10 protein-coding genes are annotated in these 12868 nt (G+C 54.5%); 6 read left to right on the top strand and 4 right to left on the bottom strand.

The window, feature by feature from the left end:
- Position 1 precedes the first annotated feature (1 nt).
- From ACR0JG_RS14355 to ACR0JG_RS14365, 3 genes are all read right to left on the bottom strand, one after another.
- Positions 2 to 2452, bottom strand: coding sequence for a GcvT family protein (locus ACR0JG_RS14355; protein ID WP_170567750.1), 2451 nt, complete (start codon positions 2450 to 2452; stop codon positions 2 to 4).
- Positions 2453 to 2624: 172 nt separating this feature from the next.
- The gene (locus tag ACR0JG_RS14360; RefSeq protein WP_170567752.1) at positions 2625 to 4184 is read right to left on the bottom strand and encodes a trimethylamine methyltransferase family protein; all 1560 of its coding nucleotides are present in this window, start codon (positions 4182 to 4184) and stop codon (positions 2625 to 2627) included.
- A gap of 263 nt (positions 4185 to 4447) precedes the next feature.
- Positions 4448 to 5041 carry a helix-turn-helix domain-containing protein gene (locus ACR0JG_RS14365; protein WP_083829029.1) on the bottom strand — a complete coding sequence of 198 codons (594 nt, stop codon included), beginning with the start codon at positions 5039 to 5041 and terminating at the stop codon, positions 4448 to 4450.
- Between the two features lie 85 nt (positions 5042 to 5126).
- Here ACR0JG_RS14365 and thrC point away from each other — a divergent pair, with 85 nt between their 5' ends.
- Both thrC and ACR0JG_RS14375 read left to right on the top strand, forming a co-directional pair.
- On the top strand, positions 5127 to 6524 hold the full coding sequence (gene thrC / locus ACR0JG_RS14370; RefSeq protein WP_170567754.1) for a threonine synthase: 1398 nt from the start codon (positions 5127 to 5129) through the stop codon (positions 6522 to 6524).
- Complete coding sequence (locus ACR0JG_RS14375) at positions 6521 to 7309, top strand: hypothetical protein (protein ID WP_170733134.1); 789 nt, start codon at positions 6521 to 6523, stop codon at positions 7307 to 7309. The genes thrC and ACR0JG_RS14375 overlap by 4 nt, the downstream gene beginning before the upstream one ends.
- Positions 7310 to 7453: 144 nt before the next feature.
- Here ACR0JG_RS14375 and ACR0JG_RS14380 read toward each other — a convergent pair whose 3' ends face one another.
- Positions 7454 to 8383 (bottom strand): LysR family transcriptional regulator, encoded by a 930-nt coding sequence (locus ACR0JG_RS14380; protein WP_170567758.1) that lies wholly within the window; start codon positions 8381 to 8383, stop codon positions 7454 to 7456.
- An 80-nt stretch (positions 8384 to 8463) separates the two neighbouring features.
- Between ACR0JG_RS14380 and ACR0JG_RS14385 the strand changes: the two genes are divergently transcribed.
- The 4 genes from ACR0JG_RS14385 (at position 8464) to ACR0JG_RS14400 (ending at position 12836) form a co-directional block, all read left to right on the top strand.
- Positions 8464 to 9513, top strand: coding sequence for an ABC transporter ATP-binding protein (locus ACR0JG_RS14385; RefSeq protein ID WP_170567760.1), 1050 nt, complete (start codon positions 8464 to 8466; stop codon positions 9511 to 9513).
- Positions 9514 to 9591: 78 nt separating this feature from the next.
- Positions 9592 to 10836 carry an ABC transporter substrate-binding protein gene (locus ACR0JG_RS14390; RefSeq protein ID WP_029622133.1) on the top strand — a complete coding sequence of 415 codons (1245 nt, stop codon included), beginning with the start codon at positions 9592 to 9594 and terminating at the stop codon, positions 10834 to 10836.
- 76 nt (positions 10837 to 10912) lie between these two features.
- Entirely contained in the window at positions 10913 to 11944 is a 1032-nt protein-coding gene (locus tag ACR0JG_RS14395) for a carbohydrate ABC transporter permease (RefSeq protein WP_170567761.1), read from the top strand.
- Between the two features lie 10 nt (positions 11945 to 11954).
- Positions 11955 to 12836: a carbohydrate ABC transporter permease gene (locus ACR0JG_RS14400; protein WP_010442720.1), complete on the top strand. Its 882-nt coding sequence runs from the start codon at positions 11955 to 11957 to the stop codon at positions 12834 to 12836.
- Positions 12837 to 12868 lie beyond the last annotated feature (32 nt).

Genomic DNA, 12868 nt, shown 5'->3' on the forward strand with positions numbered 1-12868 from the left:
ATCAAGAACGCATGTTTGCGCCGTTGGCGTCGTAGATTGGTCCTGCCAGAACCAGCGCGTCGTAGAAGTTGCCCAGAATTTCCACCTGAAGCGTCGTTCCCGGCAGTGCGAACTCGGCTGCGACGTAACCCATCGCCATCGACTTGCCGACATGGTGCGCATAGCCGCCCGAGCTGACGTAGCCGACCGGTTCACCATCTTTCAGGATCGCCTCGTCATGGGCCACGTCGATCCCCTCGACGTCGATGGTCATTGTCACCAACTTCTGCGAGACCCCTTCATCGCGGGCTTTCAGCGTTGCTTCTTTGCCGACGAAGTCCTTCTTCCAGTTGATGAAGACATCCATGCCGGATTCGACAGCGTCGAAGTCGGGACGGTATTCCATCGTCCAGACACCCCAGCCCTTCTCGAGTCGCATCGACAGCAACGCACGCGCGCCGTACCAGCGATAGCCCAGATCGGCGCCGGCCTCTTCGATGGCGTCTGCCAGGCGCATCAGGTATTGCGGTTTGCAATAGATTTCGTAGCCCAATTCGCCAGAGAAGCTGATCCGGTTGATGATCACCGGCACGCCGCCGACAAAGGTCTGGCGCAGGTCGCGGAACTTGAAGGCTTCGGCTGAAACATCGTCCCGCGTGATCCGGGCCAGCAGGTCTCGCGATTTCGGGCCAGACAATGCAATGCCGTGCCAGTCGTCTGAAACGTTGGCATAAGAAATGCCCGCAGGCAGGTCTTTTTCGAACCAGCGGCGGTGTGCCTCTTGCATCGCGCCCGAGCCGAACAGCATAAAGTGATCCTCGGCCAGGCAAGCAACCGTCAGGTCGCCGTAAAGCTTGCCCTTGGGCGTCAGCATCGGCGTCAGCGCCAGGCGTCCGGGCTTGGGAACGAACCCGGCAAGGATTTGGTTCAGGTATTCGCGAACACGCTCACCCTTGAACTCATGCTTGGCAAAGTTGGCAATCTCAATGCCACCTACGGCCTCGCGCACGGCCTTGATCTCCCGTCCGACATAATCGTGAGACCGGTTGCGCTCGAACGAGGGAACCTCATGCGCATCTTCCGGGCCGTCGGCATACCAGAGTACGTTTTCGAGGCCGAAACCCTGATCCATCACCGCACCTTTGGCGATCATGCGATCATAAAGCGCGGTGGTCTTCTGCTTGCGGCCCTTGGGCAGGGTTTCATTCGGGAAGGTCATCACGAACCGGCGTTCGTAGTTTTCCGACGACTTGACTGTACCCCAATCCGGTGTCGCGAACTCTCCAAAACGCGCCACGTCCATCGCCCAGACATCGATGGATGGCTCGCCGTCGATCATCCATTCCGCAAGGGTCAGGCCCACGCCGCCGCCCTGGCAGAAGCCCGCCATGACACCAACCGCCACCCAGTAGTTCTTCATGCCCGGAACAGGGCCGATCAGCGGGTTTCCATCAGGGCCAAAAGTGAACGGACCGTTGATCACATCCTTGATCCCGGCATTGGCCATGGCCGGAAGGCGTTCAAATGCGGTTTCCAGACGATCTGCCACGCGATCCAGATCCGGCGGCAGCAGTTCATGACCAAAATCCCAGGGCGTTCCGCCGACTTTCCACGGGGTCGCCTGGGCTTCATAAGTACCCAGCAACATGCCCTGCCCTTCCTGACGGCAGTACACGTTGGCCTCGAAGTCGATGCCGTGCGGTAGCTGCTGACCGAAGTTCACGACTTCGTCCATGCGCTCGGTGATCAGGTAGTGGTGCTCCATCGGCTGAACCGGCAGATGAAGGCCCGCCATATGGCCCACCTCACGCGCCCACAGACCGCCGCAGTTCACGACATGTTCTGCATTGATCGTGCCTTTGGGGGTGACAATGTCCCAGCTGCCATCGGGGCGCTGTGTCATATCGGTGGCGCCACAGTGGGTGAAATACTGGGCGCCATGCGCCTTGGCCGCCTTGGCAAAAGCGTAGGTCGTGCCGGACGGGTCCAGATGGCCGTCCTGTGCGTCCCACAGAACCGCGTGATAGTGGTCCGGATCGATCAGCGGATGACGCTCGGCCAGTTCCTTGGGCGAGATGAATTCCTGATCCAGCCCCATGTAGCGCGCTTTCGAACGCTCGCCCTTCAGGTAATCATACCATTCCTTGGTCGAGGCGGCATAAAAGCCACCAGTTTGATGTAGACCAACGGATTGCCCGGACAGTTCTTCGATCTCTTTATAAAGATTGATCGTGTATGATTGCAGGCGCGAGATATTCGGATCCGAGCTGATGGTGTGGATACCGCCGGCCGCGTGCCAGGATGAGCCGGATGTCAGCTCGTCACGTTCAAGCAGGACCGCATCCTTCCAACCGAACTTGGCCAGGTGGAACAGGATCGAGCAACCAACAACGCCGCCGCCAATAACAACGACTTTGGCGTGCGACGGCAGTTTCTTTCCGCCTGTGGACTCGTCGGTCTGAATAGTAGGCATATTTCGTTTTTCCTCAGGAATTCAGCTTTCACTCTGACTGCATTTGGGTGCGCGCTCCTCGTTTTGACCCAAAGCATCTATCTCGGAGAAAAGGGGTTCTCTTCTTTGCAGTGGATTGCTGGTAAGCGGAACGATCCCGGTTGTCGCGACCGTCCTGGCGAACCTGCAAGTGTCAGAAATCCGTGGCAGCACCGCCCTCGGCCTTGCGCTTGACGACAAAGGCGTCAAGCTCGTCCCTGATCGCCGGGTCCAAGGCCGGGGCCTCATAGGTGGCAAGGCGGTTTTTCCACTCTGCGTTGGCACGCCCAATCGCAATCGGCGATCCCGCCTCCTGCCAAGTCTCAAAGTTGCGCCAGTCACTCAGGATTGGCGAATAGAAGGCATCGCGGTAACGCGCCTGGGTGTGTTCAGTGCCAAAGAAGTGACCCGCTGGCCCGACCTCATTGATGGCTTCCAGCGCCAGGTTTTCCGGGCTGGTCGAAACAGGTTGAAGGAATTCCGTGACCATCTGCAGCAGGTCGATATCAAGCATCACCTTCTCATACGAGCAGCACAGCCCTCCTTCGAGCCACCCTGCCCCGTGCATGAGCATGTTGGCGCCGCCATTGATCGCACCCCAAAGCGAGAAGACCGCCTCATACGCCGCTTGCGAGTCAACCGTATTGGCCGCGCACACATTCGAAGAGCGATACGGTATGCCGTAGCGCCGCGCCAGCTGTCCACCGATATGCTGCGCCTTCATGTATTCCGGTGTGCCAAATGCTGGCGAGCCGGTCTTCATATCCACGTTGGACGTGAAGCCGCCATACATCACCGGCGCACCTGGCCGCACAATTTGGGTAAAGGCCACACCCGCCAGAGCTTCGGCGTTTTGCAGCGTGACGGCACCCGCAATCGTAACGGGCGCCATCGCCCCTGCCAGCGTGAAGGGTGTGATCACAACAGGCTGGCCCATCTCGGACAACGCCATCACGCCCTGCATCATCGGAATATCGAGCTGGAGAGGAGAGTTCGTGTTGATGATCGAGAACATACAGGCCTGATCACGCATCTGGTCGTGCGTCAGACCATGGGCAATCCGCGTCATCTCGATTGCATCGGAGACACGCTCCTCACCAAGTGAGTAGATGCAATAGGCCTTGTCGGTCAGCGTGATGTAATCCTGAATACAGTCAAGATGGCGGATAGATGCGTGAATATCGACAGGCTCCACCGGATACCCACCCGTCACGTGTAGAACGTTGTGCATCTGGGCCAATCGGAGGAAGTTGCGAAAATCTTCCTGATTGCCTGCGCGCCGGCCCCGATCCGTATCCGAACAATTCGGCGCGCTTGCCATCATGTTGAATACAATGTTGTTTCCGCCCATGGTCACGTTGTGCTGGGCGTTTCGCGCGTGGAGCGTGAATTCAGACGGCACGCTTGCAATGGCTTCGTTGATCAGATCAGGATCGAAGCGCACACGTTCTTCACCGTCCCGGACATCAGCCCCCGCTTTTTTCATCGCTGCACGCGCGTCGTCATGCAAGACATCCAGGCCGGTTTCTGAAAGCAGTTTCAGGGATGCCTGGTGAATGTGTTCAACCTGATCATCCGAAATCAGCTCAACGGCAGGATAGGAACGCTTAAGCTGCGCGAACGGGCGCTGCACGATTGCCGGGGCTGGTACCCCGCCATCACGGCGACGCCCACGGCGCCCGCGCGCTTTCTGGGCCAGTTGTTCAGTTGTCATCCGATAGTACCTTCATTGCCGGAGTTAAGCCTGAGAACGAGTGGATTGGGCGTTACGCCTCAAGTCATTTGCTGCTTACGGCGGCAGGCAAAGAAACCTGACCGCGATTCGTCGCTCAATCCTGCGTGGGCCCGCGAACGGAAAAGTCCGCTATTACTTGGAGGTACCAGTCGCTGTTTCATTTTTAATTTTCCAATATGCCGCACGAGATACGGTATATTGGATAAATACCATATTTCAGTCAATAGGTTTTATAGGCCCTCTCAGACTGACGCTGTAGGTTCCTGATATTGAGTCGGCTGAGCCACAAGAAGGATGGCCTCCGTTTCTCCATCCGCCTCGTTGTTAATGCGATGATTGCAGTCACTGCGGTATCGCAATGTATCGCCCGCCTCAGCCCGAACAGTTCGTCCAGCGACCGTTACCGACAGTGAGCCGGACAGGCAGGTCAGGTGCTCGAAGGTTCCAGGCGCATGGGGCTTTGAATCAAGCTCTGCTCCGACCTTCATTAGAAGCCTGTGCCACTCTACGGGAAGAACAGTGCGTCGCGGGCTCAGCATATAAATCTCGCATTTACCGTCCGCACTTCGCTGCATCGGCGTGGAATAGTGATGAAGATGCTCGATTGGATCCTCGCCACCAGGCGTGCCCTCAAGCAAGCTAAGGTCAACGCCAAGTGCCTGAGAAAGGGCCCAGACTATGGAAAAGGTCGGGTTGGTGGCACCCCTCTCAATGGCGGATAGCATCGATCGGGACACCCCTGTACGCTCAGAGAGTCGCTCAAGGGTCAGGCCCAGCGATTTCCTGGCTTCCTTCATAATTTTCCCGATTTCAGGTGTAGGTAAAGGTGTGTTCATTCCGTAATTCCACTATATTAGATTTTTGTTTACGAACGATAGAGGTCTTGCTAAATCCACAATATTAGAAATCTTGGAAAATGCCATGCTCTACTCAAGTACTCGCGGGAACGCACCCGCTCGATCTCTCCGAGAGTTGCTAAGCCGTGGAACTGCCGAAGATGGCGGTCTTTACGTGCCTGAGGCCTGGCCCGAACTTACATCCAGCGAATTGGCCACGCTGAGCGGGCGGGCCTACGACCAGATTGCATCGGATGTTCTGGCACTGTTTGGCGGAGCTGAGTGGCAACAGTGCGACTTCACCGCAGGCATAAGAAAAGCGCTGGCCGGTTTCGAACGCAATGATGGCCCACCTCTGTCTCGCCTGGATGACCAGATGTGGAGCATGGAGCTTTTCCATGGCCCCACGCTCGCTTTCAAGGATTACGCCCTCGCCCCTTTGGCGGAAGCGATCGATCGGGAACTCACAATCACTGACAAGCGCGCGACCGTACTCTGCGCAACGTCGGGAGATACTGGCGCAGCCACCGCAAATGCCTTTGCGGGACGTTCGCGAGCCAATGCAGTAATTCTGTTTCCGGAGGGCCGCGTCTCTGATGTTCAACGCAAACAGATGACCTGCCTGGGAGCCGCAAACGTTCAGGCAATTTCCGTTCGAGGCGACTTTGATGACTGCCAAAGCCTAGTCAAAAACCTGTATCAAAGCGAAGTTGCCAAAGAATATAGCTATACGGCTGTGAATTCGATCAACCTGGCCCGGATCCTCCTTCAGACGTCCTACTACATTTACGCTTCGGTCAAAATCCACAACGATTGCGGCCAACCCGTGAACTTTGCTGTCCCCAGCGGGAATTTTGGAAATGTCTTTGCGGGCTATATCGCGAAGCAAATGGGCGCTCCCATTGGGAAGTTGATCGTCACATCGAACGAAAATGATGCCCTCCCCCGGCTGTTCGAGACCGGTATGATGTCGAAGGCAGAGACAATACCGACGATCTCGCCAAGCATGGATATTCAGGTTTCCAGCAACTTTGAGCGTATGCTGTGGATCCTGAAAGGACGCGACGGGAACGCAACGCGCGACATGCAAAAGCAGCTCGCTGAGAAGTCTATTTACGAACTTTCGCAATCCGAACGTTCCCGACTGACCAAAGACTTCGACGCGTTAAAGTGCGGCAAACACGATGCCTTAAACACCATGCGCCAGATCCATAAGCAGTTCGGCAAGATCATTTGCCCACATTCGGCAACCGGCTACTTCGCGGCGGATCAGCTGAGGGCAACGCTTAACGGACCCATTGTTGTCGCTGAAACAGCCCATCCGGCAAAATTCCCGACGGCAGTTGAAGAAGCGCTTGGAACACTCCCAGAAACTCCGGCGCGGCTGGAAGACTTGTTAGCCCGCGAAGAAGAGTTCGCAACCGTCGATCCGACGGTTGAAGCGGTGCAAAGTGTGATTGATGGAATATTCGCAACACCATGAAGCTGACGTGTGTAACCCCGGAAGTTCTATCTCTTCTGAGTGAACCGCGTGACATCCTTCTGATCGGGATGTCGGGAATTGGAAAGACGCTCCTTTCGAGCTTTTTGAACCAATCCGGGGCGTGGCGCTATGTGTCGATAGACGCCCAAATCCAAGGGCAGTATTTGCGCAAGCAGATACTTGACGCATTCAATGCCGAGGTCAGCAAGGGAGCTATGCTTTCCAGGCTGCAGGAACTGGGCATTCTCAACTTGGACGACGAATTGTGCAAAGACACGCTTGCGCCATTGACTTCCTATTTGGGGATGCCTGGAGACCCAGACAGAGGCGGGATTGAATTCAACGAATATGTGAAACGGCAGAACTTTCATAGGCAGGCTGAACTTACCGCAGTCGAAGACCTTCTTAGCCTGGAATCCGATCAGCCAGTTCTGGCTGATTCAAGCGGGTCGTTCTGCGAATTGTTTGCGGCCGGTGATCCCACATTTTCTGCTTTGAAAGACAGGTTCCTCATCGTTTCGCTTAGGGAGAACGATGAACTCGTCCAGAACCTGATAGTCAGGTACGTTGAGAACCCAAAACCAATTTACTATCCTCCAGACCTGCTTTCTGAATATTGGAGCGAGTATTCAGAAATGGCCGGAGACCGAGACGGTGACATCGATCCAACGATGTTCGCGCTTTGGTCGTATCAGAAGCTAATTTCGGTCAGGCGAGATAAATTTGCGGCACTAGCTAGGCACAGCGACATATCTATTAGTGCCGCAGATTTGCGATACGCCTGAGTCTTCATCGACCAACGAGCCAGGCCATGTTGAGAACGATCATTCTTCGAACACTATTATGTCTTGCGTCAAGTTGACCTCCATCACAGATACCAGCTTGTTTCATGTCGGAAAGTAGATGTGAGCCCCTTTTGTGAACACGGCCTAATCGGAAACAACTTCTATCAGTTGATTGATTAGCCAGATGTGTAGAGGACTATTGGCGTCTCGAATATGACGAACTGCATGGAGTTTGAATATTCCCCCTGCGATCGGTAGGGGTCGGTGGGATATATCGAACCTCCGAATGTTGTTATTTGCGGCCCGCTTAGGCAATGTCATCACAAGGTCGGAGCTTTCCACAATCGAAAGAGCGGAAAAAAGTGAAGGCACAATCGTCTGAATGTTTCTTCTAAACCCTTGAAGTTGCAGAGCTTGGTCGACCAAGTTTCTAGTAGGACCATGCGGTGAAATGAGCAGGTGGTTCGCCCTGGCTATTCGTTCAAATGTCAAATCTTCCTCCAAAAGAGGATGACCCTTGCGACCTACCAGCACGTAATCTTCTGAAAAGAGCTCTTCTGAAACAAAGTGATTTTCACTTTTTGCCGGAAAGTCGAAATATCCTATCGCGAGATCAATGCGCCCCTGCGTCAGGGCCTCAAGAGCTTCGTCGTTGAATAATGAAAATGCGTGGATATTGATGCCCGGACTCACCTTGCGCAGCTTCGCAACCAGCGGCGGAATTACCCCGGTAAGCTCGTAGTCAAATGCACCTATCTTCAAGTCGGTGGAAGTAGAACTCGGTTCGAATTCATCGGCACCTTCTAATGTTTGTGAAATGAGTCGAACAATTCTGCGAACTTTCGGTTCCAATTCGTGCGCTAAAGCAGTTGGTTCTAGCCCATGCGCGCGCCTTAGAAACAGCGGGTCATCATAGAGTTTTCGAAGACGCTTTAAGGCATGGCTGACGGCAGGTTGGGTCAGCCCCATCTCGCGCGCGACGGCTGTGGCCTGCCTGTGGCGCATGGCCCCGAGAAACACCAGGAGTATGGTGGTGTCGACAAGTCTGAGATCAATTTGATTTATATCACTCATAGAATGAATTCATTATTCTGAAAGTGGCTGACCGTCTAGCCTTATCTGAATCGTATGCAAGGCGATTCCGGGAGGGATAGATGGCGGAAATCCAACTTCGCAACATTGGCAAGCGTTGGGGCAGCTTCATTGGGGTGGACAATTTCGACCTTACGATTGCGGACAAGGAGTTCTTAGTCCTTCTGGGCCCTTCGGGCTGCGGCAAAACCACAACCATGCGGATGATTGCAGGGCTCGAAGACGCCAGCGAAGGCGACATTTTGATCGACGGCCTGCGGGTTAATGAAATGGAACCAAAGGATCGCGATGTGGCAATGGTGTTCCAGAGTTACGCGCTTTACCCGAACATGAACGTTTATGAGAACATTCGCTTTCCGCTGAAAGTGCGCGGCGTCGATCCAAATATCCATGACGAAAAGGTGCGGCGAGCCAGCGCGATGGTTGAGTTGGATGACTTCCTACATCGGAAGCCTGCTGAACTATCGGGCGGACAGCGGCAGCGTGTGGCGTTGGCTCGGGCAATTGTACGTGAACCAAACGTTTTCCTGATGGACGAACCGCTTTCGAATCTGGATGCGAAGCTTCGGGTTTCGACGCGGGCGCAGATCAAAAACCTGAGCCACGAACTGGCGGTGACCACCATTTATGTAACCCACGACCAGATTGAGGCGATGACCTTGGCGGATCGGGTTGTGATCATGAAACAGGGTGTTGTGCAGCAAGTGGGTACACCTGTTGAGATCTACGACAGCCCCGCCAACGCTTTCGTCGCCAGCTTTATCGGCAACCCTGCAATGAACCTGATGGATGGCGATATGTCAGGTGGAACTTTCCGCGCACAACATGTCGACGTGCCGGGATTGAGTGCACCAGATGGCAAGGTCACCCTTGGCTTCCGGGCCGAGGACGCCAACGTCGTCGAAATCGGCGGCCAGATCAACGCTCCAATCTACACGATGGAACTCCTGGGTGACGCGACCATGGTTTCGGTTCGCATCGGCGGCGCGCTTGTCTCGGTAAAAGCAGACAAATCTTACCGCGCCGAGATCGGTGAAATTGTTTCGATCAACGTCGCCCCTGAACACTTCCATCTGTTTGATCAGAAATCTGGAGCACGCATCGGAAGCTGACACATAGCACATTCCGAAACAGCCGAGAAACCGGGTGCAAAGTTACAAGATGCGCCCAACATCAAAGGGAGAAAACACATGCTCATCAAAAAACTATTCGTTGCTGGAGCAATGGCAGGACTAATGGGGACGACTGCTTACGCGGCAGATTGCGGCCCGTCTGATCAGTCCATCCGTATACTTGCGAGTGATTTTCCCGCCATTCACGCTGTGGCGGGCACCGCAGAAGGAAATTGCGCTGAAGCAGCCTCAGAGTTTTCGCGCAATCATACGACCGAAGCCCGACAGATCATGAACGCAGCGCTCACTCCGGATCCTGCCGAATACACCAGCGTAATTGTAGCTAATTCAACACTGACACAATTGATGAATGATGGACTGGTCCGTCCGCTGAACGATCTAATCGAAAGCCACGGTCAGAATATTCCCGACAATCTAAAGATCGCCATTGACGGCAATGTCATGGCCATTGCTTTCATGGCTAATGCGCAGCACCTGTTCTCACGCTCCGACATTCTGGCGCAAGTGGGGATCGACAGCGCTCCGAGCACCTATGACGAGGTGATTGAAGCTGCAAAGGCGATCCGGGATGCCGGAATCATGGAATATCCCATCGTCATGAACCTGAAGACCGGCTGGAATGTAGGCGAGTCCTTTAATCTGGTCTTTCTTGCGCACGGTGGTGAGTTCTTCAAACCCGGCACCGCCGAACCAACTGTCAACAGCGAAGCTGGTATTGCTGCCTTGGAAACACTGAAAGCGATGGTGGAATACGCGCATCCAGACCATCTTACGCAAGCCTCGAACGAAACGCAGGGACTTTGGGAAGCTGGCGAGGCCGCACTTGGTATCATGTGGGGGTCTCGTGGAGCGCCAATCCTCGACGATGAAGGGTCAAGCGCGGAAGTTACATCGAATACAGTTCTATCCGCTGCGCCCTCAGTTGAACCGGGTGGCATCCCCGGAGCAACACTATGGTGGGATGGCTTCACAATCTCCACGAATGTATCTGACGCTGAAGCAGAAGCGACATTCGCTGCACTGGCAAGCGCGTTGACGCCGGAAATGGTCGCGGCCAACAACGACGACGCTGTTTGGTTGCTCGAAGGATTTACGCCTGGCCCAGCGGCAGCTGGTGTTGCGGCAACTGTTCAAGGCGGGGCGCAACCGTACCCGATGCTTCCTCAGATCGGATTGCTGCACGCTGCATTGGGTTCCGAGCTGTCGGACTTCCTAAAAGGTGACGAAAGCGCCGAGAAGGCGCTTGCCGATGTTGAGGCAGCATACAGGACAGCGGCGAAAGAAGCGGGCTTCCTTCAGTAACTCCCCTGATCGAGCGCGCGAGGGGGGTACTTGTAAGCCCCTCTCAACCTAACACCCACCGACGGGGACATTTGACATGAAGCATCGCACATTCTTCTGGTTCATCCTGCCAACTCTTTCAGCAATGATTTTGTTCATCGCTCTGCCAATTGTTTCTGTCTTTATCCAATCGCTTTTCGTTCAACACGAACAAGTTCTGGTTGTTTCGGAAAGTTGTGGACCATTTGGATGCAAGGAGTCCACCTCGGTCGATCTTGAGGCGACACAGAAACTTCGTGATGAAGCACCTTTAGGCAAGTTCAATGGATTGGGTACCTATACAAACCGCTCGCACCTGGCCTTTGCCGAAATTGGCGAGGCTTGGGCAAACACCGAGACAATGGGCGCGTTCTGGCGAGAGCTGGGTGACCTGCCATTTTATAATGCTCTCACCTTTACCCTTGCATACACGCTCATAGTAACGCCGATGGTCCTGATCCTCGGTATGGCCGTAGCGGTGGGTGTGAACACCCTGCCGCGCAAGCTCAAGGGCGCAGCGATCTTTGTCTCACTCTTGCCCTTCCTTGTCACACCGCTGGTCGGCTCGCTGATCCTGTTCTGGATGGTGGATGGCGACGGTGTCATCGGCGCAACCATTCAAAACATCTTTAATGACCCGAACCTCAGCTTGAAAGCTTCCACCGGTCTCATGTGGTTCATGCTTATGGTATATGGTGTCTGGCACACTTTGCCTTTCAGCTTCATCACATTTTATGCCGGGCTACAAACGGTTCCCGCGGACACAATGGAGGCCGCGCAGATCGACGGAGCCTCGAAGTGGCAACGCTTGGTCTACGTCGTAGTGCCACATCTGATGCCACTCGTGACCTTCGTGACACTGATGCTAATCATGGACAATTTGCGGGTGTTTGAACCGATCGTGAGTTTCTCTGCCGAGGCCCACGCCCGGTCACTGAGCTGGATTATCTTTAACGACCTGCGCGAAAGCGGCAACCCACTCTACGGTTCGGCCGGGGCAACGTCTTTGATCACAATCTTCTTGGTTGTCATCCTGATGATGCCGGTACTCGTTCGCACTTGGCGCGATTTCACGCGCAAATCTCACTGAGGACAAGATCATGGCGAGAAAAGCAGAAACACGCATGACCCCACTGAAACTGTTCTCCTTCACGATGGTAGGGTTATGGCTGCTTATCGCAGCGTTCCCCTTCCTTTGGACCTTCTGGGGAAGTTTCAAGGTGCAAGCCGATTTCCTGTCCAAAGCGGATTGGATGAACGCCGTGCGAGGGACCAACACACTCGAACAAACCGGCAGCACATTCACTGGACAAGGCTATTACGGCGCGTGGGTGACGGAAGATTTTTGGTTCAACTTTAAGAACACCAGCATTGTCGTGTTCTTTACAGTCGTCATTTCTCTGACGTTCGGCACGCTTGGAGGCTATGCGCTGGCGCGCTCGGGTTTTCGGTATGCATTTTGGATTCTCATGGCCGCACTCGTGTTTCGTGCCATGCCACATATAACATTGGTTTCGGGTTATCTGTTGTGGTTCTTCGAGTGGAATGTCTGGGGCATATTGCCGACCACAATCATAGTGTTGGTGGCAATAAATCAACCCTTTACCCTTTGGATGCTGCATTCGTTTTTCAAGAACATCCCTAAAGACATGGACGAGAGTGCCATGGTCGACGGTTGTACACGTTTTCAGGCCTTCAGACACGTGATTGTTCCCGTAATGTGGCCTGGTGTAATCACCACCGGTTTGTTCAGCTTTCTGCTGGCGTATAATGATTTCACCGTCGCCGTGATGCTTCTCAGCGAAGAGAACGAGACGATAATCCCCGCAATCAACAGCTTCATGGGGACCACTCAAGTCGAAGGCAAGGTAATGTATGCGGTTGCCGCCGTGGTATCCGCAACAGCACCGCTGTTCGTCCTGATCCTATTCTTCCAGCGCCAAATCGTAAGCGGTCTGACCGCTGGAGCAGTCAAAGGCTAATACTATGAACGACGCTAGTCCCGTCTCAGACA

The sequence above is a fragment of the Ruegeria sp. AD5 genome, from assembly GCF_056542345.1.